Annotated in this window: 21 protein-coding genes and 2 pseudogenes; 7 read left to right on the top strand and 16 right to left on the bottom strand. The window is 38.2% G+C overall.

Translation table 11 applies throughout. The features are described from left to right. Positions 1-77: 77 nt before the first annotated feature. Genes pyc through DKZ56_RS06400 form a run of 3 tightly spaced genes read right to left on the bottom strand, consistent with a single transcriptional unit; the run spans position 78 to position 5,049 of the window. Complete coding sequence (gene pyc, locus DKZ56_RS06410) at positions 78-3,515, bottom strand: pyruvate carboxylase (protein ID WP_208651904.1); 3,438 nt, start codon at positions 3,513-3,515, stop codon at positions 78-80. Beyond that, complete coding sequence (locus DKZ56_RS06405) at positions 3,512-4,699, bottom strand: FtsW/RodA/SpoVE family cell cycle protein (RefSeq protein ID WP_208651903.1); 1,188 nt, start codon at positions 4,697-4,699, stop codon at positions 3,512-3,514. Before DKZ56_RS06405 ends, pyc begins: the two co-directional genes overlap by 4 nt. 56 nt (positions 4,700-4,755) lie before the next feature. Next, entirely contained in the window at positions 4,756-5,049 is a 294-nt protein-coding gene (locus tag DKZ56_RS06400) for an Fpa/YlaN family protein (RefSeq protein WP_208651902.1), read from the bottom strand. 176 nt (positions 5,050-5,225) lie between these two features. Here DKZ56_RS06400 and DKZ56_RS06395 point away from each other — a divergent pair, with 176 nt between their 5' ends. Both DKZ56_RS06395 and DKZ56_RS06390 read left to right on the top strand, forming a co-directional pair. Beyond that, positions 5,226-5,726: a peptidyl-prolyl cis-trans isomerase gene (locus DKZ56_RS06395; protein ID WP_208651901.1), complete on the top strand. Its 501-nt coding sequence runs from the start codon at positions 5,226-5,228 to the stop codon at positions 5,724-5,726. A gap of 11 nt (positions 5,727-5,737) precedes the next feature. After that, positions 5,738-5,941: a YlaI family protein gene (locus DKZ56_RS06390; RefSeq protein WP_208651900.1), complete on the top strand. Its 204-nt coding sequence runs from the start codon at positions 5,738-5,740 to the stop codon at positions 5,939-5,941. A 390-nt stretch (positions 5,942-6,331) separates the two neighbouring features. Here the strand turns inward: DKZ56_RS06390 and DKZ56_RS06385 are convergent, their stop codons facing one another. The 4 genes and pseudogenes from DKZ56_RS06385 to DKZ56_RS15730 form a co-directional block, all read right to left on the bottom strand. Then, a complete protein-coding gene (locus DKZ56_RS06385) occupies positions 6,332-7,126 on the bottom strand; it encodes an ABC transporter permease (protein WP_208651899.1) in 795 nt (264 codons plus the stop codon). Continuing rightward, on the bottom strand, positions 7,116-7,880 hold the full coding sequence (locus tag DKZ56_RS06380; RefSeq protein ID WP_208651898.1) for an ABC transporter ATP-binding protein: 765 nt from the start codon (positions 7,878-7,880) through the stop codon (positions 7,116-7,118). Before DKZ56_RS06380 ends, DKZ56_RS06385 begins: the two co-directional genes overlap by 11 nt. Before the next feature lies 1 nt (position 7,881). After that, positions 7,882-8,346 (bottom strand): annotated as a pseudogene (locus tag DKZ56_RS06375) (ABC transporter substrate-binding protein); the annotation flags it as partial. A 15-nt stretch (positions 8,347-8,361) separates the two neighbouring features. Next, the gene (locus tag DKZ56_RS15730; RefSeq protein ID WP_281275695.1) at positions 8,362-8,484 is read right to left on the bottom strand and encodes a hypothetical protein; all 123 of its coding nucleotides are present in this window, start codon (positions 8,482-8,484) and stop codon (positions 8,362-8,364) included. A 177-nt stretch (positions 8,485-8,661) separates the two neighbouring features. On the opposite strand from DKZ56_RS15730, the gene DKZ56_RS06370 reads away from it, so the two are divergent. Further along, a complete protein-coding gene (locus tag DKZ56_RS06370; protein ID WP_208651896.1) occupies positions 8,662-9,792 on the top strand; it encodes an NADH-dependent flavin oxidoreductase in 1,131 nt (376 codons plus the stop codon). A gap of 346 nt (positions 9,793-10,138) precedes the next feature. On the opposite strand, the gene DKZ56_RS06365 is transcribed toward DKZ56_RS06370, so the two are convergent. Beyond that, positions 10,139-10,438 (bottom strand): hypothetical protein, encoded by a 300-nt coding sequence (locus DKZ56_RS06365; RefSeq protein WP_208651895.1) that lies wholly within the window; start codon positions 10,436-10,438, stop codon positions 10,139-10,141. A gap of 286 nt (positions 10,439-10,724) precedes the next feature. On the opposite strand from DKZ56_RS06365, the gene DKZ56_RS06360 reads away from it, so the two are divergent. Both DKZ56_RS06360 and DKZ56_RS06355 read left to right on the top strand, forming a co-directional pair. Then, positions 10,725-10,931: a hypothetical protein gene (locus tag DKZ56_RS06360; RefSeq protein WP_208651894.1), complete on the top strand. Its 207-nt coding sequence runs from the start codon at positions 10,725-10,727 to the stop codon at positions 10,929-10,931. Positions 10,932-10,949: 18 nt separating this feature from the next. After that, positions 10,950-12,521, top strand: coding sequence for a recombinase family protein (locus DKZ56_RS06355; RefSeq protein ID WP_208651893.1), 1,572 nt, complete (start codon positions 10,950-10,952; stop codon positions 12,519-12,521). A 93-nt stretch (positions 12,522-12,614) separates the two neighbouring features. Here DKZ56_RS06355 and DKZ56_RS06350 read toward each other — a convergent pair whose 3' ends face one another. Beyond that, positions 12,615-13,511: a TetR/AcrR family transcriptional regulator gene (locus tag DKZ56_RS06350; RefSeq protein ID WP_208651892.1), complete on the bottom strand. Its 897-nt coding sequence runs from the start codon at positions 13,509-13,511 to the stop codon at positions 12,615-12,617. Between the two features lie 144 nt (positions 13,512-13,655). Here DKZ56_RS06350 and DKZ56_RS06345 point away from each other — a divergent pair, with 144 nt between their 5' ends. After that, entirely contained in the window at positions 13,656-15,146 is a 1,491-nt protein-coding gene (locus DKZ56_RS06345) for a DHA2 family efflux MFS transporter permease subunit (protein ID WP_208651891.1), read from the top strand. Positions 15,147-15,292: 146 nt separating this feature from the next. Here the strand turns inward: DKZ56_RS06345 and DKZ56_RS06340 are convergent, their stop codons facing one another. From DKZ56_RS06340 to typA, 6 genes and pseudogenes are all read right to left on the bottom strand, one after another. Further along, positions 15,293-16,843, bottom strand: a complete 1,551-nt coding sequence (locus DKZ56_RS06340) for a glucosyltransferase domain-containing protein (RefSeq protein ID WP_208651890.1) — start codon at positions 16,841-16,843, stop codon at positions 15,293-15,295. Positions 16,844-16,883: 40 nt separating this feature from the next. Further along, positions 16,884-17,297 (bottom strand): GtrA family protein, encoded by a 414-nt coding sequence (locus DKZ56_RS06335; RefSeq protein ID WP_222837147.1) that lies wholly within the window; start codon positions 17,295-17,297, stop codon positions 16,884-16,886. Between the two features lie 4 nt (positions 17,298-17,301). Beyond that, positions 17,302-18,279 carry a glycosyltransferase family 2 protein gene (locus tag DKZ56_RS06330; RefSeq protein WP_220125030.1) on the bottom strand — a complete coding sequence of 326 codons (978 nt, stop codon included), beginning with the start codon at positions 18,277-18,279 and terminating at the stop codon, positions 17,302-17,304. A 110-nt stretch (positions 18,280-18,389) separates the two neighbouring features. Then, positions 18,390-18,932: pseudogene (locus DKZ56_RS06325) on the bottom strand (ABC transporter substrate-binding protein); the annotation flags it as partial. Positions 18,933-19,440: 508 nt separating this feature from the next. After that, a complete protein-coding gene (locus tag DKZ56_RS06320; RefSeq protein WP_208651887.1) occupies positions 19,441-19,806 on the bottom strand; it encodes a YlaH-like family protein in 366 nt (121 codons plus the stop codon). 34 nt (positions 19,807-19,840) lie between these two features. Further along, positions 19,841-21,688 carry a translational GTPase TypA gene (typA, locus tag DKZ56_RS06315; protein WP_208651886.1) on the bottom strand — a complete coding sequence of 616 codons (1,848 nt, stop codon included), beginning with the start codon at positions 21,686-21,688 and terminating at the stop codon, positions 19,841-19,843. A 121-nt stretch (positions 21,689-21,809) separates the two neighbouring features. Between typA and DKZ56_RS06310 the strand changes: the two genes are divergently transcribed. Next, complete coding sequence (locus DKZ56_RS06310; protein ID WP_208651885.1) at positions 21,810-21,995, top strand: DUF5325 family protein; 186 nt, start codon at positions 21,810-21,812, stop codon at positions 21,993-21,995. A 363-nt stretch (positions 21,996-22,358) separates the two neighbouring features. Here the strand turns inward: DKZ56_RS06310 and DKZ56_RS06305 are convergent, their stop codons facing one another. Then, positions 22,359-23,171 (bottom strand): inositol monophosphatase family protein, encoded by an 813-nt coding sequence (locus DKZ56_RS06305; protein WP_208651884.1) that lies wholly within the window; start codon positions 23,169-23,171, stop codon positions 22,359-22,361. Between the last annotated feature and the right edge of the window lie 169 nt (positions 23,172-23,340).

Here is a 23,340-nt window from a genome sequence, read left to right as displayed (position 1 = left end):
ACACATAAAAAAAGCGAATGAATGCTCATTCGCTCTAATACATATTGAATACTTCATTCTCTCTTGTTGGGAGCCCGTTATTCCAATTCGATTAGTAAATCCCCTGTTGAAATCGCATCGCCTGGTTTTGCGTAAATTTCTTTCACAACCCCATCGCTTGGCGCCTGCACAGTTGTTTCCATCTTCATCGCTTCAGTAATCAACAAGTGATCACCGCGTTTTACATGGCTTCCTTTTGAAACAAGCACTTTCAATACCGTTCCAGGCATTGTCGCACCGATTTGATTTGGATTGTTTGGATCTGCCTTCACTGCGATGGATCCATCAGCTTCAACCGTCTTATCTTCAACGACCACTTCACGAGGCTGGCCGTTAAATTCGAAGTAAATTACCCGTGTTCCATCGTGCTCTGCTTCCCCTATTGACACTAATTTAATAATCAGCGTTTTCCCTTTTTCAATTTCCACTTCTATTTCCTCGCCGATTCTTAAACCGTAGAGGAATGAAGGCGTATCTAGAACAGACAGGTTGCCGTATTTTTCAACTGCTTTGAAATATTCTTCCACCACTTTTGGATATAAAGCATAGGAAATGACATCTTTCTTCGTTACTTGTCCATTTACTTTTTTCTCTAATTCTGCTTTCAATGCATCGAAATCGACAGGTTCAAGCAACTCACCAGGACGAACATCAATCGGTTTTCGCTCTTTTAAGATGACTTTTTGCAGTTCTTCCGGGAATCCGCCATAAGGTTGTCCTAAATATCCTTGGAAGAATTCGACAACGGAATCAGGAAAATCAATCGTCTTCCCTTTTTCTAAAATATTATTTTCATCTAAATTGTTTTGCACCATAAATAGTGCCATATCGCCGACCACTTTAGAGGATGGTGTTACTTTAACAATATCGCCAAACAATAAATTTACACGGGAATACATCTTTTTCACTTCATCCCAGCGGTCTCCAAGCCCCACTGCTTTTGCCTGTTGCTGCAAGTTGCTGTATTGTCCGCCTGGCATTTCATGTACATAAATCTCCGAATGAGGGCTCTTCATGCCGCTTTCAAAATCGCGGTAATATTCACGCACATCTTGCCAATAATAAGACAGTTGTTCAAGGGCCTCAATATCTGCACGCACTTGGCGTTTGGCACCTCTCATGGCATAGTACAACGTATTAGCGCTCGGCTGGGATGTGAGTCCTGCCATAGAACCTAAGGCAGTATCAACAATATCCACTCCCGCTTCAATGGCTTTGGCATAAGTGTAAATACCGTTGCCGCTTGTATCATGAGTATGCAAATGGATTGGCATGTCTGTAACTTCTTTTAATTCTGAAATTAATACATATGCTGCTTCCGGTTTCAATAATCCTGCCATATCTTTAATCGCTAAAATATGAGCTCCAGCCCGCTCCAATTCCTTCGCCATTTCTTTAAAATATTCAACCGTGTATTTTGTGCGAGTCGGGTCTAAAATATCGCCTGTATAGCAAATTGCCGCTTCAGCGATTTTTCCTGAATTTCTTACTTCATCAATGGCGATTTCCATGCCTTTAATCCAGTTGAGGCTGTCAAAGATCCGGAATACATCAATGCCTGCGCTTGCGGCTTCCCGCACAAACTCGCGGATTAAATTATCCGGATAATTTGTATAACCTACAGCATTGGCTCCACGGAAAAGCATTTGGAATAAAACATTCGGTATTTGCTTCCGAAGTTTTGCAAGTCTTTCCCATGGGTCTTCTTTTAAGAAGCGGTAGCTTACGTCAAAAGTTGCGCCTCCCCAAAGTTCAAGGGAGAAGAAATTATGCATCATGCGCGCATTATAATCGGCAATTTGATACATATCTTGACTGCGGACACGTGTAGCAAGAAGCGATTGATGGGCATCGCGGAATGTCGTATCTGTTAGCAGAACATCATTCTGTTCTTTAATCCAGCGAATAACTCCATCCACACCTTCTTCCTCAAGGATTTGTTTTGTGCCCCTCGGAATTTCTGTATTTTTAATATCCAATTTTGGTTTTTTCGGCTTTACAAAAATCGGTTTATTCTTTTTCTCAATGCCCGGGAAGCCGTTTAATGTGACATCTCCAATATATCTCAACAACTTTGTACCTCGGTCTTTCCGAACGGTAAAGTCAAATAGTTCCGGCGTAGAATCAATAAAGCTTGTATCAAAATCTCCAGATAAAAACTTCTCATGCAATACGACGTTTGTTAAGAAAGGAATGTTTGTTTTCACACCGCGGATGCGGAATTCCCGCAAATTCCGGTCCATTTTTGCAGCAGCTTCTTTAAATGTTCTGCCCCATGTAGAAATTTTAACAAGCAAGGAATCGTAATAAGGCGTTACCACTGCCCCTTGGAATCCGTTTCCTGCATCTAGCCGCACGCCAAATCCGCCACTTGAACGATACACCATAATTTTTCCTGTATCCGGCATAAAGTTGTTGGCTGGATCTTCTGTTGTGACGCGGGATTGTATCGCATGTCCAAATAAAGGAATTTCGCTTTGTTCCGGAATTCCAATTTCTTCCGAATGCAATTCATATCCTTCCGCAATTTTGATTTGAGCATGGACAATATCAATCCCTGTAATCATTTCCGTGATGGTATGCTCCACTTGAATGCGCGGATTCACTTCGATGAAATAGAATTCATCTCCGGAAACTAGAAATTCCACCGTACCGGCATTCACGTATTCTACATTTTTCATTAATTTTACAGCCGCATCACATATTCTATTTCTTAAATTTTCAGAAAGCGAAATCGATGGGGCGATTTCTACCACCTTTTGATGACGGCGTTGGATGGAACAATCCCGCTCATACAAATGAACGATGTTGCCAGCATAGTCTCCTAATATTTGCACTTCAATATGCTTTGGTTTAATAATGGCTTTTTCCACATACACTTCATCGGAGCCAAAAGCGGCTTTTGCTTCAGATTTTGCCCTTTCATAGGCGCTTTTTAATTCGTCTTTTGAATGCACCAATCGCATTCCGCGACCGCCGCCACCCAAAGCAGCTTTAATCATAACTGGATAACCGACATCATCAGCAAATTGCTCCAATTCTTCATATGATGAAACCGGGCCGTCGCTTCCTGGAATGACAGGAATTCCTGCAAGAATTGCCTGCTCTCTTGCTTTCACTTTATCTCCAAAAATTTCTAAGTGTCTTGAAGATGGACCAATGAAAATGATCCCTTCTTCCTCACAACGTCTAGCAAAAGCAACATTTTCCGCTAAAAAGCCATAACCTGGATGAATGGCATCAGCGCCGGATTCCTTAGCTATTTCAATAATGCCATCAATATCTAAGTAGGCATCAATCGGCCCTTTCCCAGCGCCGACAAGATACGCTTCATCCGCTTTATAACGGTGGTGAGAAGCGCGGTCTTCCTCTGAATAAATCGCAACTGTTTTAATGTCCAACTCATTGCAAGCTCGCAATACGCGAATTGCAATTTCCCCTCTGTTTGCAACTAAAAGTTTACGAATCTTTCTCATTTTGTCCCCCTTAGTTTCCTTTTTTCTAGTTTTTCATACATAGAAATATTGATTAATATGCCCATTGCGAAAGATAATACCAAAATAGATGATCCACCATAACTGATAAACGGCAATGTTACCCCAGTCAATGGAATAAGCCCTGATAAACCACCTAAATTGATAAAGGTTTGGATGGCAATCCAACTGGCAATGCCGGCTGCAATCATTCTGGCTAAAGGATCTTTCGTCGTCAGCGCTATTAGTAGCGCTTTAAATACGATAAATCCTAAACCTCCAAGAACAATAGCAACTCCCATCAAACCTAATTCTTCCGCAATTACAGCCATTATAAAATCGGTTTGCGGTTCAGGCAAATATCCAAGTTTTTGCACAGATTGTCCAAGTCCAACCCCTTCAAGTCCACCAGAACCGATGGCAATATACCCTTGAATGACTTGGTGTCCTGAACCTTGCTCATATTCAAAAGGATTAATGAACGCTTTAATTCTCCCAATTCGGTTAGGGGTTAAAAATTTATCCCCTTTGATTAGCAATATAAAACCGAGAACCGCCGCTCCAAGAACGACTAATTCGGCAAAAAACTTAAAGAAGGTCCGGATGCGTATGCCGCTTGCTGCAACTACACCGATGGCAATTCCGGAAATGATCAAGACGGCACCAAGATCGGTTTCAAGCGCCACAAAGAAAATAATAAAAATCCATACTATAATGGGATATATAATATTATTTGGGTTCAATTCAACTGTTGGGTTATTTAATGTTTTGCGATAAAAAGTCCCTGCAAAATACAAAATAATAATGAGTTTTGCAAGTTCGGACGGCTGGAAAGACATCAGGCCAAACAAACTAATCCAGCTTTTTGAACCTGTTCCGCTTTCACCGAAACCAAAGAAAAATACCCAAAACATTAAAATGGTGATTAAACCAACCATAAACACCATTATTTTTTTTCTACTATAATGCTTATATGGAATAAAAGCCCCAACAGCAAAAGCGAAAAAAGAAACCAATAAATTAAATAATTGCTTTTTATAATAATAATCCGGTTCTTTCCCATCGACAAGTGCCACCATGATGCTGGAACTGTAAATCATCACAAGACCGAATAAGCATAGAAAAATATAATCAAAAAATAGGGCATAATCAAAATTTCTGATGTAGTAGGAAAGATATTTTCTCATTGCAAAGACCTCTTTTTTTAAAAAAAAACTCAAATCAAATTGATTTGAGTCTTTTGTTACTTGTTTGAGTTTGCATTCGTATATGCTTCATGTAACAAGGACAATTCTTTTTCCAATGTATCTAAAATCTTTCTTCCTTGCTCACGTTCAATCAATCCCAATTTCACTGCGAAATCGATTTCCCGGGACAAACCAAACATTTGTGTATCTAATACTTCTTCGTACAATGGACATTGCGGCATCGTTAAATGATCCATTTGCACTTTAATTAAACGAGCTATTTTATCTGCATCTTCAAGCAGTAATTCTAATGCTTTTTCCTGGAAGGAAGCTTGCGTTTTTTTATCCATGAGGACGCCCCCATTAATATAATTTCTTCTATTCTATCTTAATAAAGTTTATCTTTTAGCAAATAAAAATGCAAGTAGCAACACAAGATAGAACGTTTATAATGATTATTTCTTTATAAACAGAACATCTCCCTGTATACTGATATATGTAAAATCGTTAAGGGGGAGAATTGATAATGGAAAGCATCATTCCAATTAAAGGCAAAGTAAAATATAAACTAACTTTAGATCCATCCGTTTGGATTTTTGATGACCGAAGAATCGACTTAAAAACCTATTTTACAAAACCAAAAGAAGAAGAGAATGAAGATTTAAAGTACTTATTTAAAATGGGTGAACATTGGTCCCGCGAAATTATGGAAGGTGCAACATTCCCTCCTACTTTAAAAACGGAAAGAAAATTTGACCGAAAAGGCATGGAAACTGGTACGTTTGGTATGGAAATTAAATATTTTCTTAACAATGCTGAAATTGAAGAAGATGCAACGAAAGTGGTTTTTGAATGCAAAGATGGCACAGAGCATGCTTTCTCCATCGATGAAGCATACACATTAATTTTTAAATACAGCCAAGATGGTAAGCCGCTTACAGAGGATGGACCTGTTCATATTATTTTTGGCGATGGTTCCAACTTGGACAACCCAATCAAAAACATCGCAGCCATTCGAGTAGAGTAGGACTTGATCCTATGCTTGTCCAATGTGTTCTTTGTGATTCCATCCATGAACTGGAAGACGACTCACCACTGGCTAAAAAACTAAGAAATCGACCGATTCATACTTTTATGTGCGAAACATGCCACGATCGCATTACTACAAAAACATTGGAGAGACTTGCAACTGGAAAATTTCGATTTTTTCGCAGCTCATCCAGCATTGATGAAGAATTATAACAAATTGAGGTTGGGACAAATCTAAAAAAACATCATTTTCTCCAAGGAGAAAATGATGTTTTTTTGATATGTTATTAAAATTGATTTCCGTTCCGGGGACGCTTTATCTAAAAAAACATCATTTTCTCCAAGGAGAAAATGATGTTTTTTTGATATGTTATTAAAATTGATTTCCGTTCCGGGGACGCTTTCCGCGGGCCCGGCTAGACTCTCCTCTGATTCATTCCTTCGATCCTTGTGGTCTCGAGAGGGCTCGTCGCAGGAGTCGCCCCGTCACGCCAATCAATTTTTCGTTCTATCAATTTTTTATCAACACTCTTTCAGCTACCCCTATAATTTTTTGTTTATGTCCCAGCCTCATATTTTTATAAACATTTATTATTGTCTTTTTTACTCATATTTGATTAACCGTTTTTCTAGCATCTCAACCAACTGGTACATGATTGTTGCAAAAATCGCAATGATGAGAAGGGACATCAACACAAGATTGAAATTAAATACTTGAAAACCGTAAATGATTAAATAGCCAAGTCCTTGGGAAGAAACAAGAAACTCGCCGACAATGACCCCTACCCAGGACAATCCAACATTTACTTTTAATGTAGAGATAATCGTTGGGAATGATGCAGGCAAAATGGCTTCTTTAAACATTTGCAATTTCGTCGCATTAAAGGTCTGCAATACTTTTAGATAGTTGGCATCCACATTGCGGAAGGATGTGTAAATGACGATTGTGGAAATGATTACTGAAATTATAGCCCCCATTGTAATAATGGAAGTCATTCCTGGGCCAAGGGCGACAATGAGGATTGGTCCAAGAGCCACTTTTGGCATGGAATTTAACACAACTAAATAAGGATCCAAAATTTTTGATAGATTTGGGAACCACCAAAGGATGGCTGCTAGAATCGTGCCAATAAGCGTTCCTAAAATAAACCCTAGAATCGTTTCAAACAATGTATAGTTCATGTGGATAAAGATCGTACCATCTGAAATCATGCTTTGCAGTAGTTTAAAAATTCTTGAAGGAGCGCTAAAGATGAGCGGATCAATCCAGCGATTGGAAGAAGCGGTTTCCCATAGTGCGAAAAAACCTGCTAAGATCAGTAATTGATAAAATCGAATCCAGCGTTTTTCCTTTGCCAGCCTTTTCTTATATGCTTGATGGAGTTCTTTAATGTTCAAGGCTTTCAAGCTCCTTCCAAATTTCTTGAAATAGCGGGGAGTAGCTTGAATGGCTTCTTGCTTCGAATGGAGTTAAGTTTCTAATTTCTTCTGGCACTTCGAAAGTCTGATGAATTCGGCCAGGTCTTTTTGAGAATAAGAAGATGCGGTCGCTCATCGCAATGGCTTCCCCAATGTCATGGGTCACAAGAATGGCTGTTTTACTATAGGCTTTTAACATTTTTGAAACTAAATCTTCCAGCTTCAATTTTGATTGATAGTCAAGAGCGGAAAATGGTTCATCCAAAAGTAATACTTTCGGGTCTACTGCAAGCGTTCTGGCAAGAGCCACTCTCTGCCTCATCCCACCGGAAAGCTCCCGAGGATATTTTTTCTCAATGGACGGCAACCCCACATCTTCCAATAGTTTGGATGCAATTTTCCCATCAAATGGTTTATTTAATAGTTTTAACCCAAGAATAATATTTTCCTCTATGGTTTTCCAAGGGAATAAATAATCTTGCTGCAACATATACCCAATGGAAAGTTCTTTATTTCCGTATACCTTTTGATTGTCAATATATACATTTCCTGTCGTCGGGGAAATCAATCCTGCAATAATTGAAAGCAGCGTTGTTTTTCCGCATCCACTTGGTCCGATAAAGGATACAAATTCACCTGCTTCAATGGTTAAATGAATATCCTGTAACGCTTCCGTTGCCGCATCCTTTGAAAAATACGTATGGCTGACATTTTCAACAACTAAGAAGCCCATATCACTTCGAAACCTTCTCTGCAAATGTTGTATCCACTAGTTTTGAATAATCCATGCGCATCGGAAGCTCCCCTGCTTCATCCATGATATCCTGCAAGTTATTCCATTCTTCTTCATCTAAAATCGGATCCTTCGCATATGATTCTTGCTGGCGATAACGTTCTACCACTTGCGCAATTAATTCAACATCTGTATCTTCAAAGAATGGCTGAATGGTTTTTGCCACTTCTTCTGCTGGCGCTTCATACACATAATCTTGCGCTTTTTTAATGGCTCTTGTAAATTTCTCCGCCACTTCCTTATTTTCCTTTAAGTAGCTCTTTTTGGCCATAAACACTGTATAAGGCACGCGGCCGGATTCCGTACCGAATGAGGCGACTACATGGCCGATTCCTTCTTTTTCAAAAACGCTTGCAGTTGGTTCGAACAATTGTACAAATTCACCAGTACCGGATGCAAAAGCATGGAGGTACAAAAAACACTACCTCATTTCAATGATGGAAGACACATATAACTTTCTTTCAATAAGCTCCAATTTATTTTCATCAATTGGATTGTCTACTGGACCATCAACTCTATAAACATCGTCTTCTCCTTCCCGCATCCCTGCTTTTAAATATCCTTTATCATACGATTGTTGTTCAATTTTTTGAGCGGAATTGTATAAAGAAAGATTTGTCCTAAAACACTCTGCGGATATTTTTAAGCAATCTATTTGAAAAGGAATCTGATAAAGGCTTATCGTTATAGTAGCAATTTAACAGTTTGGGGGAAACCGTTAATGAAGGACAAATATAAAGATTTATTTTCACCTTATACTTTTCCAAATGGTGTAACTTTAAAAAACCGCATCGTCATTGCTCCAATGACGCACTGGTCTTCCAATCCAGACGGTTCTGTATCGGAAGTGGAACTGAAATACTATGCCCGCCGATCTTCCGGCGTGAGTGCAGTCATCACCGCCTGCGCTTATGTATTGCCTAATGGAAAAGCATTCCACGGCCAATTTGCAGCAGACCGCGATGAAATGATTCCTGGCTTAAGAAAAGTGGCAAAAACCATTCAAGAACAAGGCGCAAAGGCCATTCTTCAAATCCATCACGGTGGAAGATTATGTCCACCTGAACTTGTACCAAATGGCGAGATCGTCAGTGCGAGTGCTGTTCCTGCTGAAAAACCCGGAATGAAAACACCAAGGGCATTGACAGAAAATGAAATAAAAGAACTTGTGGAAGCCTTTGGAGAAGCAACTCGCCGGGCAATTGAAGCAGGATTTGACGGAGTTGAAATCCACGGGGCGAACGGATATCTAATTCACCAATTTTTCTCGCCTCACTCTAACCGCCGAACTGACCGATATGGCGGCACCCTTGAAAAACGGATGACGTTACCGCTTGAGATTATCGATCAAGTAAAAAGCGTTGTCGCTAAATATGCGAAAAGCCCTTTCATTGTCGGATACCGTTTTTCTCCGGAAGAACCTGAAACACCTGGCATTACGATGGCAGACACCATTGCGTTTGTCGATGTTCTTGCCGGTAAAGGGCTTGATTATCTTCATGTTTCATTGCATGATTTCCGCTCCACCCCAAGAGTCGGCGTCAAAGATTTAACAAAAACGCGCATTGAATATTTGCTTGAAACCATCAATGGACGTGTGCCGCTTATCGGAGTCGGTTCCATTATTACCGCAGATGATGCAAAAGAAGCACTCGACACAGGCATTTCACTTGTTGCCATAGGAAGAGAGATGATTGTAGATCCTGATTGGATGCAAAAAATTGAAGAAGGACGAGAAAATGAAATCGCAACTTGCATCTATACAGACCAACAAGAAGAATTAATCATTCCGGATGGCTTATGGGATCAAATTTTAAATAGACCCGGCTGGTTTCCTGTAAAAGAACGTTAACAAGAAATATAGAACAATGAAAAATATTTGTTTGCAATGCTAAATGAGGCTGGGACAAATCTAAAAAAACATCATTTTCTCCAAGGAGAAAATGATGTTTTTTTGATATGTTATTAAAATTGATTTCCGTTCCGGGGACGCTTTCCGCGGGCCCGGCTCGAGCCTCCTCGGAGCTCATTCCTTCGCTCCTGCGGTGTCTCGAGACACGGGCTGTTCCCGCAGGAGTCGCCCCGTCACTCCAATCAATTTTTAGTTATATCAATTTTTTATCAAAACTCTTTCAACTGCCCCTTTAATTTTTGGTTTATGTCCCATCCTCTTTAGACAAAATAACTCTACCTTTCTATTAAACTTCCCCTATACGCATCGCTAAGAATAATAAAAAAGTGCAAACCAACACAATCAAGTTAGCGACTAATCCGATAAAGGCTGTTATACGCCTCTTGTCAAAAATCAAGCCAATCACAGCCATAAAAACACCGATAATTGATAAAAGACTAAAAATTATTACTATTAAATAACCATCTGCATCCGGTCCTGATAATATAAAAAAAACGATCATACTCACGATTGCAGGTAAAATTGAATTAATTCCTAAAATATTTCCAACTTTATTTTTATTCATCCCAATCACCTCTGTACCCATTCGGTTTCCACTTATTTACTCCTTTATAAAAACGTCATGGGAAAAGGTAAAAAATAACCGACGAAAATTCCCACAACCTTTTTCAAATTCATTCCAAAACTTTCCTTACTAAATTTACGAAAAAAATGACAAAAGGTTCCAATTTCTTTTTTATTTCCTGCAAACTCATCAAGAAAACTTTTTAGAATAACCCACCCCAACAAAAAACGCGCATTCCCCGAACAATGACTAATATTATCCTTTTTAATCGAATACAATTTAACACAACAAAATTGGAGGGATCTGGTTGAATCATGTAAATCCTCCTCGAAGCATTAAAGAAATCGTCATTGACGGAGGAAAATATATATACAAATCTGATGAAAGGTTCGATTATTTAACGGAGATATTAGACAACGAAGTGAAAATTCATCTAAAATTCACGAAAGATAAGGATAAAAGATTAGAAGCCGAAAATGCATTAAAAACCTTTTTCTTAGAACTATTATTCTAATGAAACGGGTGGTGTGGAATGAAGCGGGTTTGGTGTCTTTATCGGGTATCGAAAAAACAACAAGTCAGTGCAGATGAAGACATTCCGATGCAAAAAAATGCCTGCCATGAATTCGTCAAAAACAAACCCGATTGGACCATCACCAATGAGTTATATGAAAAGGGCGTATCTGGCTGGAAAAAGACTGCTAGTGAACGGGATGAAATGGCTGCATTAAAAGAAGGCGCATTAAAGAAAAAATTTGACGTTTTGCTCGTTTTCATGTTCGACCGGTTAGGCCGGCGGGAAGATGAAACGCCGGTTATGGTCAATTTTTTAATTCAACATGGCATAGAAGTCTGGTCTGTTAAAGAAGGACAGAGGAAAATTGAATCCCATGTCGATAAGCTCCTGAATTATATCAGCTTTTGGCAATCCGACGGCGAAAGCCAAAAAACTTCCATTCGGGTAAAAGAGGCAAAAAAACAGCTTGGTGAACAAGGTTTTTTTCAAGGTGGTACAGCTCCCATTGGGTACAAAATCGTGGAAACGAATCAACCTCATTGGAAAAACAAAGACCGCCGACTGAAAGAATTAGTCCCAGACGAAATGGAATCAAAAATGATAAAGTTAATCTTCCATTTATATGTAAACAAACAGATGGGCTATCGGAAAATTGCCGATTATTTAAATGAACATGGGTTCCGAACAAGAGATGGTAGCATTTTTGTTGTAAGCACCATCCAGCGCATATTATCCAATCCCATTTACATCGGATACAAGCGATATAAATCCGCTTTAGGAGGAACGCAGCCTTTTAACGAAAAACTAAAGATTATTTCTGATGAACTCTTTTATCAAGCAGAACGAATCCGAAAGGTCCGGCACAATTCTATTGAAAAACAAGATAAATCAAGCATCCCAAGAACCGGAAAGCTTCTATTCTCTGGCCTTGCCTATTGCAAATATTGCGGTTCTAAACTGACATCAAATTATCTTTATAGAACTTCCAAAAATGAATCTTCTAAAACGATCATTTACCGTTACCGATGCCCTTTGAATAAAGGCAAATTGCACGGGAGCCACCAACAAAACGTTTGGGGCGGAAAAAAATATGACACTCTTATCATCAATCAACTCAAAACCATTCTATCCAAATTGGAATTAGAATCCTTCTTTAATAAAAACCAAACTGGAAAAGATGAATTCCTAAAGCTAAAGGAACAAAATCTGAAAAATTTAAAAAAAGAATATGGAGATTTAAGAAAACAGCAGGAAAAATTAAATCTGGAGATTGGGAAAGCGTTAATTGGGGAAAGTGCATTTACACCTGAACAGTTATCTCTCGCCTTGAAAGCCATCGAAAAGCAACTTGAAGAAAAGTTAAGGCAAATCAATGATTTAAAGGAAGCATTAGATAAAGAGCGGGATCATGCCGATAAGCCGGAAAATCAATTCAAAAACTGGGAACAAAAATTTAATGAAGCCGATGAAGATTTAATAAAAGCGATGCTTTCAAAGATAATTCATAAAGTGTACTTTGGAAAAAATGAAATTGACATTGAATTGAATCTCTCATTATCAGATTATTTGAATGGAAAACTTTATTAAAGATAATTGCAGAAAAATAAGCTATTTTAGTAGATTGCCTCCTACTAAAATAGCTCTTTTTTGATGGTAAGTTATTGGATTCCCCTTTACATTTCAGGTGCTTTTTTGCTGCAATTGTTTAGCCCGTACATCATACCAAATAAGGCTCGCGATTTCTTTTACCGTTTGTTCATATTCAGAGCCTTTAAATTCATCAATCAATACTTTCAAGAGAGCGTTGAGAATCCGTGTTCGAAGAGGTTCGCGATTGATTTCCTCTATAATTGCTGTGACAATTTCCTCTTGGGAGTTCGTTAAATTTTGTTCAGCCAATTCCTTAAGTCTATATTTTATCTCTGTAATATCAAAAGAATATTGTTTCTTTGATACGGCAATAAATGTATTAATTTTATCAGGATTTAAAAGAGCCGTTTTTTCTTTGAGTATTAAATCAATGATTTTTTCTAAGTACTTTAATAAGGTGGAAGCAATTTCTTCTAATGAAACCGATTGATGATTTGTAATTTTGCATGTGAAGGTTAAATATTGAAACATTCCATAAAATAAAACTGCCGCTTCAAATCCGTAAGGTCGGATTTCATCGCCGAAAATTTCGCATAAACGCAATTTAAACCACTCAAACTCTAATAAACGATGGCGCAGCACCAGTTGTTTTAATTCCACTTCCCCAGAATGCAAAATTTCTTCATATAAAACATCCAATCCCGATTCTTGATTAATCTTCCACAGTACTGCAATCTGATTGGCAAATACATGAATATCCGTAGGGTCCTTACCAATCATCAGTTCAGCGCGCAAAAGCGAAGCATCATATCTTGCCTGTTCTAAAATCGCTTCAATACATTCCGCTTTGGAAGAGAAGTAATTATAAAAAGTTCCTTTTGAAATGCCTGCACTTTCAATAATTTGTTGAATGGATGTTTTCGCAATGCCGTTTTCAACAAATAATTGTAAAGCGTGATCCACTACTGCTTTTTTTCTTTTATTCATTTTAAACTCCTCTATTTATTATTGCTTATTATCATTATACACGAAAAAACAGAATTTGAACCCAATGTATTTTTTTGTTGCCAAAAATGAACTGCAGGTATAAAATGTTTAAGTCAAAAAAAAGAGAAATGAGGAAGGGAAAATATGACATTAGACGATAAGGAGAAAAAACCGCCATATTTAGTCATCGCAATACTTTTCTTTGGTGCGTTTGTATCTTTCTTAAATAACTCCTTATTAAACGTTGCATTGCCAACGATAATGAAGGACTTTGAAATTGAATATTCAACGGTACAATGGTTAGCTACAGGCTATATGCTCGTAAGCGGTGTACTAATTCCTGTATCCGCCTTTTTAATTACGCGGTTTAAAAACCGTCATTTGTTTATTACAGCGATGTTCCTTTTTACAATTGGAACGGCACTAGCAGCTTATGCTCCTAATTTTGGCATTCTTTTAGCTGGACGTATGTTTCAAGCTGCAGGCGGTTCCGTCATGGGTCCATTACTTATGAACATCATGCTCGTCAGCTTCCCACGAGAAAAACGAGGGGCGGCCATGGGGATTTTCGGATTAGTAATGATTACTGCCCCAGCTATTGGTCCAACATTATCCGGTTATATTGTAGAGTATTGGGACTGGCGCATCTTATTTGAAATGATTTTGCCATTTGCCATTCTCAGCCTCTTACTTGCTATTTGGAAATTGGAAAATATTTTGGAAACACGCCATACTTCCATTGACTATATATCTGTTGTGTTATCCATTATTGGTTTCGGATGTTTATTATATGGCTGTTCAACAGCTTCGAACGATGGCTGGTCAGACGCAACTGTATTGACAACACTAATCGTTGGAGCATTGGGCATCATTTTGTTCGTTGTTCGCCAATTCCGTTTAGAACAGCCATTATTAGATTTGCGTGTTTACAAATATCCAATGTTTGCACTAGCGAATATTATATCAATGGTTGTAACGGCAGCCATGTTCTCCGGCATGATTTTGACTCCTGCTTATGTACAAAGTGTCCGCGGCATTTCACCGCTCGATTCTGGTTTAATTATGCTTCCGGGCGCACTAGTGATGGGGATTATGTCGCCAATTACCGGTAAATTATTTGACAAATTCGGACCTCGCGTCTTAGCATTAATCGGTTTAGCCATTACAGGATACGCAACATATTTACTATCCACTATGGATTTGGAAACAACGAAAACGACAATCGTTTTAATGTATACGCTTCGTATGTTCGGTATGTCAATGGTTATGATGCCAATTATGACAAACGGTTTAAACCAATTGCCAAATCAATTAAATCCGCATGGCACAGCGGTGAACAACACAATCCAACAAGTAGTTGGTTCTATCGGTACAGCTCTATTTGTAACATTAATGAACTCTGTCGCTACTAATAAGGGCGAAGAGTTGGTGGAAGCAGCAAAAGCTTCAAATCCAGCTCAATTACAAGACCAAATGTTCATAGCCGGAATTCAGCAACAAGCATTGCTTGAAGGTGTCCAAGTTTCCTTCTTAGTGGCAGCCGTTGTTACAGGAGTAGCGTTAATCTTAGCATTGTTTTTAAAACGCGTTGATGTAAGCAAAGGGATTGCAGAAAACATGGAAAAAAATAAATAAAAAAATGTATTTCACCTTTAATCTATAAAAAACGAAGCTGCTAATTCTAATCAAAAAATCAGGAATTAGCAGCTTCATTTTATATTTAAATTACTTCAAAAAAAAATAGTGCTGACATAACACGCCAACACCACTAGTTATAAAAATTATTCTATGTCCTCAAATTTCACAACAACAATATCATCAAATACTTTAATGGAGTCTTTGGCAGGCCAAACGCCCATCTCTTTAAATTCCCTGCTTTGTTGGATTGCTTTTCTTTCTTCTTCAGTGGCAATATCCAATGAATAACCAAAGAAACTGTCAAACAATGCCGTATAATGATATGGTTCCGAAATAAAAACTTCTCCTGTTGTCCCAATCATATGGGGAATACGGTTTGGAATAATTTCAGAAGTCAATTCTGAATGCATGGGAACTTTTCCGAACACTGTCATTTTTTTAATGTCTTCGTATTCATCCAATTGTTCAATTCGGTCAAGAATTCGATTAGTCAAATTCATTGTTTTTTCATGTCGCAATTCCATATTAAAATAACTAATATTCGCAATGATGGCGAAATTAAAAATCGCAACGCTCATCAACAATACCGTTGCCCAAGAGCTGACCTTTTCCACCCATAATGGCCGTTTTTCTTCTACAGCATCATACAGCAGCACAAGGAAAATATACACACTGCTTAAACTAAAAACCATTAACGTATGATAAAACGCAACCGGCGAAATAAAATAAACAATATAATAGCTAAACGGAAGACTCATTACCAGCACTATGAAAAGGATCATATGTAAAAGGTTTTTATATAAATGTTTTTTCACAATCACTGTAAAAACTGCCGCAATGAGGGTGATGAAAATGAAAACATTCAATATCGGCAGTAAACTTATATCATGATGATTGTAAAAACTATCGAAGAAAAAACTTAACAACTCTTCTTTTATCTGCACTAACCGTTTTGGAATATCATGTATTGTTACAGCTCCTACTTTATCCAGTCCCTGATAGCTCGTAATTTGTACATTTAAAAACTTTGTAAAAAAGTTAAATATGGCCAAATACAACACCATTCCAATCCCTACAGCCAAACCTGAACGAAGGATATGAAGCCCGATTACTTTCGTTGAAAACGTGGAAAATAAAATCTCATGAATAATCCATAACGTGATAAAAACAAGTGCTACGGATAAATTTGCCTGATAAATCCCTACAGACAAACAAAGAAGAATGGCTCCAATCAGAAAGCCAAATTTATATTTTTTCGTCAACACTACGGCTAAAATGGCAAAAAAGATGCCCAGCATATAACCATCTGCTGTAAACATATAGGCAAATGTAGCAGACACGCTTGGAAAAACAACGATAATTCCTGAAATTAACACAATAGCTAGTTTTTTTCGTACATCAAACAAAATAATGATACAAACAGCAGCCAACCCCAAGAAAAGGATGGATAGCACCCCTATAACCCAAGGAAGATCAAAAAAAGAACTCATTCCACTAGCAGGGCCTAAAAAGAAGCGCCCGGATTTAACCTTCGCCTGCGTATTATATATATTGATAATGCCATCATGATTCGGCAAACGATGCAAAAAGACATAAGCATGGGCTAAAAAGCCAATCATCACTGCTGAGAAAAATGCGAGCACCCATTCAGGTTGTATTTTTTCTTTTAAACTTTTTAACACTTGTTCCGGCATAGTTTCCACCACTACTTTCTTTCCAATTCAATCCACTATATTATTCCTTAAAGGCAAAAAAACGCTGGCCTAAATAGTTGAGCATTGTAAAAAAGACCATCCCTACAATCATTGCCACATTCTCCTGCACTTTGACAGAAACATTCGATAAAAGGAGCAGAGCCAACTGCTTAGCAATTCCATATGCCAACAAATAACAAACCGCTATATTTAAAGCAAAGCGCAATGCCGACTTCCACGAATCTTTTTTATGCTGAAATGTAAAATATTTATTTAAAAAATAACTTAAAATGCTAGTCAAAATATAATTAGCCGATGAAGACAGCCAATAGGAAAATCCGGCGAGATTATACAAACCAAACATAATCATCGTTCCTACAATGGTATTCACGATTCCTACAATTATAAATTTCCAAAACTTCTCATCTACTACCGAGCCTATACGCTTCCACAAATTATTATTCATCCTTATCATTCGTTTTTTCAGAAACAATATATCTTGGTCTCCGTTTTACTTCCTCATAAATTTTGGCAATATAATAACCGATAATCCCTAAACTCATCATAAGCACACTGCCAATTCCCAATAAAAGAAGAATAACAGTTGTAAATCCTTCAAGGGAACGGCCGCTGAAAAAGTTGATGAGAGATTGCACACCTAAAACAATGGAAAAAATAAAAAATAACACACCGATGATGGTTATAATTTGCATAGGAGCAGTAGAAAAGGACGTAATATTTGTAATGGCGTATTTTATTAAGGAAAGATAAGACCATTTCGTCTTCCCTTCCGTTCGTTCCTGCACCTCATATTCCACTCCAATGCTTTTAAAGCCGAGCCAAAAGGTTAAAGCGCGAAAAAACACTTTTCGCTCAGGCAGCTGTAAATAAGCATCCACCACTTTCCGGTCTAAAAGCTTAAAATCCGAAGAAGCTGACATATCAAATCCTGTGACCCGATTGATTAACCGGTAAAAACTTTTGGCAAAAAATGTTTTAATTTTTCCTTCTTTGCCTCTGGATTTTTTAAATCCTTCTACTATGTCATAGCCATCTTTCCATAGCCTATACATTTCAATGATTGTTTCGGGAGGATGTTGCAAATCACAATCCATGACAATGCAGCAATCCCCTTTGGCATGAGTAAGACCAGCCAAAATGGCAGATTCTTTACCAAAATTTCTGGATAAGCTGATTCCTCTCACATTCTCAATTTCTTGACTTGCACGCTGGATTTCTTTCCAAGTATTATCCTCAGAACCGTCATTGACAAAGAGAATTTCTGCAGAAATCTTTTCCTTATTCAGCAGTTCTGAAATCGTATATGCCGCCTTTAATATCATTTTTTCTTCATTATAAGCAGGTATGACAATTGACAAGATTGGCATCATTTTCACTCTCTCGTAATCTTTGTAACCAAGAAGGACTAAATACATTCATTGCCATCCTTTATTAAAATTACACACACATTAATGGATCATTAAATACTGTATCAAGGACACTGCAACCCAATTATTACATGATTCCTTTTGTGGTGTTTTTTGTACCCGTATGCAAAGGCTGTTGCAATATTGGCAAATTCGATGTTTTGAATTAAATTCAAGTCATTATGCGGATCGATTCCATGTTTTTTCAATACAAATTCACCGACCATCTGCGGCATTCCGCCCTTGCGTTGGCCAAGGAATGTAGTACCTTTCAACATTTCCCAAGAAAACTCGTCAATTTTTTCCCGGGCAACTAAGAAAGTTCCATCTGTTTGTGTTAATTGAGCAAAGTTTTTAATTGGATCATTGGCTCCTTGGGCCGTTACATAAATGGAAGTTTCTGCTCCTACAAGGGCTATATCGATGCCGCCTGAAAGAAGGGCAGTCATTGTTTTATCTCCGCCTGGAATAGTAGAAAGTTCAATTTCAAGTCCTTCTTCTTCAAAAAATCCTTTCGCAATTGCTACATATTGAGGAGCATAGAAGATGGAGCGCGTTACTTCCCCAACTTTTACTTTTGTCATTTCTTTCTCCCCGCACGCAGCAAGAAGAACCACCATACTTGCCAACATAACGACAAGACTAATCTTCCACCATTTCATCCCTCTTACCTCCTTATTTCATGGTTCCATCCATTATCAAGAGTAGGTTATGCGAAGGGAAAATAATGTGTGAATGCCCACGGGTGCTTGCCGATACAACTTCCTCTTTTGCTTGATTTCCTCCTACTGAAACAACAAAAGAGGTTGGGACAAATCTAAAAAAACATCATTTTCTCCAAAGAGAAAATGATGTTTTTTGATAGGTTATTAAAAATTGATTTCCGTTCCGGGAACGCTTTCCGCGGGGCCCGGCTCTAGCCTCCTCTGAGTCATTCCTTCGCTCCTCGTGGTCTCGACAGGGCTCATCGCAGGAAAATATTTGCTTTATGACTAAGCGTGCGCGACAGGAACTCGCCCCGTCACTCCAATCAATTTTTCGTTATATCAAATTTTTATTAAAACTCTTTCAGCTGCCCCTATCATTTTTGGTTTATGTCCCAGCCTCAAATCTATGTTTCTATTTTCAGTTGAAAATGATGATGGCAATCACAAAGCTGTTTTTCTTTTCTTACGAAGCTTCTTTTTCTTCTTTTTTCTCTCTCCATAAACGGATTTTATAGAGAATCAGTACAAGGGCAGCCACTATTAAACCTTCTATCATTGGCAAGAATAAGGCAAAAAAGGTTAATAGAATACAGCCCAAAAATAGGAAAATATAAATAATTATATTTTTCCCTACGCTGAGTTTTTTAGCAAACCCCAGCTTGTACACGATGGCGGAAAGGATAAAAACAAGGAAAAAGATAATATATCCTGCCACTTGGTTATTCGGTGCATTTTCGTATACATAACGAGTAACTGCTGACATGCGGTTAAACACACGATCTGTGTCACTGATTGGTGCAGATGCCAAAATCAAACTAAACAGCTTCAAGTCGAACACACCTTTCCCATTCCCATATAGAGAATTATTCTTGTTCAGCGTATTTTTGCTTTTTCGCCATTTTTTCTCTTTCGCTTTTATTTAAAATTTGTTTTCTTAACCGAATAGATTGTGGTGTTACTTCTAAATATTCATCATCATTTAAAAATTCCAATGCTTCTTCCAATGTCAATAGGCGTGGTTTCTTAATGACCGCTGTTTGATCTTTCGTTGCGGAACGGACATTCGTTTTTTGTTTTTGTTTTGTAATATTCACTGCAAGGTCATTTTCGCGGTTATTTTCCCCAACAATCATACCTTCATAAATTTCCGTTCCCGGCTCTACAAATAAAGTACCGCGATCTTCAATTTGCATCATACCATAGGTAGTTGCTTTTCCTGTTTCCATTGAAACGAGCGCTCCATTATGGCGACCGCCGACACGGCCTGGCATAACCGGATGATAGCTGTCAAAAGAATGGTTGATAATTCCGTAACCTTTTGTGATGGACATAAACTCTGTTGTATAACCGATTAATCCGCGCGATGGCACCATGAAAATAAGGCGGGCTTGTCCATTGCCGTTATTTGACATATCCATCATTTCACCTTTGCGATTACCTAATGATTCAATCACAGCGCCTACGTATTCTTCTGGTACATCTACTTGCACCCGTTCCACCGGTTCACATTTAACTCCATCGATTTCTTTAATAATGACTTTTGGTTTGGATACTTGCAATTCATATCCTTCACGGCGCATATTTTCAATCAAAATGGATAAATGCAATTCACCGCGGCCGGAAACAATCCATGCATCTGGTGAATCTGTATCTTCCACCCGCAATGAAACATCGGTTTCTAATTGCTGTCTTAAACGTTCTTCTAATTTGCGGGCTGTGACATATTTTCCTTCTCTGCCGGCAAAAGGTGAATTGTTTACAAGGAATGTCATTTGCAAAGTTGGTTCATCGATTCGCAAAGGCGGCAATGCTTCTTGATGTTCGACCTCACATACGGTTTCCCCTACGTTAATGTCATCCATGCCAGATACCGCTACGATATCCCCAGCGCTTGCAGATGGAATTTCTTCCCGTTTTAAACCTGCGTAGCCCAATAATTTTGTCACTCGGTATTGTTTGACAGAGCCATCTAATTTCATCAAGGCTACAGATTGGCCTACATGAATTTTTCCTCTGAAGATTCGTCCAATTCCAATTCGCCCTACATAATCATTATAATCGAGCATTGTTACTTGGAATTGCAAAGGTTCATCCGAATTATCCACCGGTGCAGGAATATGATCAATAATGCTATCAAATAAGCATTGCATATTTTCTTCTTGGTTAGCTGGGTCTGGATCAAGGCTTGCTGTTCCATTGACTGCCGAAGCATAGACAACTGGGAAATCCAATTGATTTTCGTCTGCACCTAATTCGATTAATAAATCTAATACTTCATCGACTACCTCTAAAGGACGGGCAGAGTCTTTATCGATTTTATTGACTACAACAATTGGCGTCAATTTTTGTTCCAACGCTTTTTTTAAAACGAAGCGCGTTTGAGGCATACATCCCTCGTATGCATCTACAACGAGCAATACTCCGTCCACCATTTTTAAAATCCGCTCTACTTCGCCCCCGAAATCCGCGTGTCCCGGAGTATCTAAAATGTTAATTTTTGTGCCTTTATAGTGAACAGCTGTGTTTTTTGCTAAAATAGTAATACCGCGTTCACGCTCTATATCATTCGAGTCCATAACTCGTTCTTCAATATGTTCATTTACACGAAACGTTCCAGATTGTTTTAATAATTGATCGACTAATGTTGTTTTTCCGTGGTCAACGTGTGCAATAATAGCAATGTTGCGAATATCATCACGTAATTTTGTCATTTTTCCACTCCAATTTCTTTGTTCATAAGATTAACTGTGATATTATATCACAAGAACGTGTAAATGTCCTTTTTAAATTGTTACATTTTTATTCGTTGGAACACTAAAGGGGGGCTTACTAGTGAATCTAGCAAAATTTGTGATGCTGCTTTTTTCCATAGCCGCACTACTGTCAATGATTTCGATCGGTTATGCCATTGCCATTGGAAGCATTGTTTCAATCATTGCTAGTATCGTTGCTTTAATTGCTGTGATGGGAATTGGATTCGGCATGAAAAGAAAATTCCGTGAAAAAGGGCTTCTATAGCATAGAGGCTGGGACAAAACTAGCTTCAAGATAGGAAAAAGAGGCTGGGACAAATCTAAAAAAACATCATTTTCTCCAAGGAGAAAATGATGTTTTTTTGATATGTTATTAAAATTGATTTCCGTTCCGGGGACGCTTTCCGCGGGCCCGGCTCGAGCCTCCTCGGAGCTCATTACTTCGCTCCTGCGGTGTCTCGAGACACGGGCTCGTCGCAGGAGTCGCCTCGTCACTCCAATCAATTTTTCGTTATATCAATTTTTTATCAAAACTCTTTCAACTGCCCCTTTAATTTTTTGTTTATGTCCCAGCCTCTTTTTCATCTTTTTTAGAGGAGGGTTTTGTCCCAACCTCTTTGTTTTTTCCTCACTTGGAATGCTGTTTTTCTTCTATCAACTCGATGTATTGGTCGAGCAATACTTGATGGATAGATGGATTCGCAATCAAAAAAGTATCTTGGGACAATAAATTAAACGGCTGGCCTTTCAAATTCGTCGCAACTGCCCCAACTTCATTCGCAATGACCAATCCCCCAGCAATATCCCACGGAGCCAACCTCATGGATAGATAAGCATCCAGTTTTCCTGTCACCACTAATGCAATTTCCATAGCTGCAGAGCCGTATGAACGGGTTCCGCGGACGGTTTTGATGAGTTTTACAAGTTTTTCATGGTTAATTTTTCCATTCGGAATCACCCAGCTAGAATTAATTCCAATGATTGCTTTTTCAATTGTCAGCGGATTTAACTTTTTGAGTGGCTGGCGATTTAAAAACGCTCCTTCTCCCTGTATAGCAGAAATAAGTTCATCCCGCATGACATCGTATAAATATCCTAACTTGCCAACTCCATCCACAAAAAAACCGACTGTAATCATGAAATGGCGTCCTTGTTTAATAAAGTTCATTGTGCCGTCAATTGGGTCAATTATCCACAAGGGACCATCTAAAGTTGCAATTCGATCCCCCATCCCTTCTTCTCCTAAAATTTTATGGGATGGATCCAATTCTTTTATTTTTTCCACAAAATATTGTTCAATTTTACGATCGATATTTGTCACTAAATCATTGGCATTGGCTTTTGTTTCGATAATTAACTCTTTGGAAAAGGATTCTCGAATTTGTCTTCCAGCTTGTAAAATTGTATTTATTGCAAATTCATTTATTTTTTGTAAATTCATTCGTTTAAAACCTGCCTTCTTGAAATACAATAAAATCCTATTTCTCTAAAAAACTATTTCTAAAATTCAGAAATTTCACTTGGGTTAAATAGGTATAGAGTTTCTATACCTCATTATTTTAACATGATTTTTTGAAAAAAACTGTTAAATTGTTCAAGTTGCAAAATCT

The sequence above is a fragment of the Ureibacillus thermophilus genome, assembly GCF_004331915.1.
In the GTDB taxonomy this organism is placed as follows: Bacteria; Bacillota; Bacilli; order Bacillales_A; family Planococcaceae; genus Ureibacillus; species Ureibacillus thermophilus.
Note: the sequence above shows the minus strand (reverse complement) of the source record. Positions and strands in the feature narration are given on the sequence as shown.

What these genes read in the sequence shown, in the direction of transcription:
- pyc (WP_208651904.1), bottom strand. Translation starts at nt 3,515, where the DNA reads ATGAGAAAGATTCGTAAACTTTTAGTTGCAAACAGAGGGGAAATTGCA.
- DKZ56_RS06305 (WP_208651884.1), bottom strand. Translation starts at nt 23,171, where the DNA reads ATGAATTTACAAAAAATAAATGAATTTGCAATAAATACAATTTTACAA.
- DKZ56_RS06345 (WP_208651891.1), top strand. Translation starts at nt 13,656, where the DNA reads ATGACATTAGACGATAAGGAGAAAAAACCGCCATATTTAGTCATCGCA.
- DKZ56_RS06355 (WP_208651893.1), top strand. Translation starts at nt 10,950, where the DNA reads ATGAAGCGGGTTTGGTGTCTTTATCGGGTATCGAAAAAACAACAAGTC.
- DKZ56_RS06395 (WP_208651901.1), top strand. Translation starts at nt 5,226, where the DNA reads ATGGAAAGCATCATTCCAATTAAAGGCAAAGTAAAATATAAACTAACT.
- DKZ56_RS06365 (WP_208651895.1), bottom strand. Translation starts at nt 10,438, where the DNA reads ATGGGTACAGAGGTGATTGGGATGAATAAAAATAAAGTTGGAAATATT.
- DKZ56_RS06390 (WP_208651900.1), top strand. Translation starts at nt 5,738, where the DNA reads ATGCTTGTCCAATGTGTTCTTTGTGATTCCATCCATGAACTGGAAGAC.
- DKZ56_RS06380 (WP_208651898.1), bottom strand. Translation starts at nt 7,880, where the DNA reads ATGGGCTTCTTAGTTGTTGAAAATGTCAGCCATACGTATTTTTCAAAG.
- DKZ56_RS06405 (WP_208651903.1), bottom strand. Translation starts at nt 4,699, where the DNA reads ATGAGAAAATATCTTTCCTACTACATCAGAAATTTTGATTATGCCCTA.
- DKZ56_RS06330 (WP_220125030.1), bottom strand. Translation starts at nt 18,279, where the DNA reads ATGTATTTAGTCCTTCTTGGTTACAAAGATTACGAGAGAGTGAAAATG.
- DKZ56_RS15730 (WP_281275695.1), bottom strand. Translation starts at nt 8,484, where the DNA reads ATGCGGGAAGGAGAAGACGATGTTTATAGAGTTGATGGTCCAGTAGAC.
- DKZ56_RS06340 (WP_208651890.1), bottom strand. Translation starts at nt 16,843, where the DNA reads ATGCCGGAACAAGTGTTAAAAAGTTTAAAAGAAAAAATACAACCTGAA.
- DKZ56_RS06370 (WP_208651896.1), top strand. Translation starts at nt 8,662, where the DNA reads ATGAAGGACAAATATAAAGATTTATTTTCACCTTATACTTTTCCAAAT.
- DKZ56_RS06400 (WP_208651902.1), bottom strand. Translation starts at nt 5,049, where the DNA reads ATGGATAAAAAAACGCAAGCTTCCTTCCAGGAAAAAGCATTAGAATTA.
- typA (WP_208651886.1), bottom strand. Translation starts at nt 21,688, where the DNA reads ATGACAAAATTACGTGATGATATTCGCAACATTGCTATTATTGCACAC.
- DKZ56_RS06350 (WP_208651892.1), bottom strand. Translation starts at nt 13,511, where the DNA reads ATGAATAAAAGAAAAAAAGCAGTAGTGGATCACGCTTTACAATTATTT.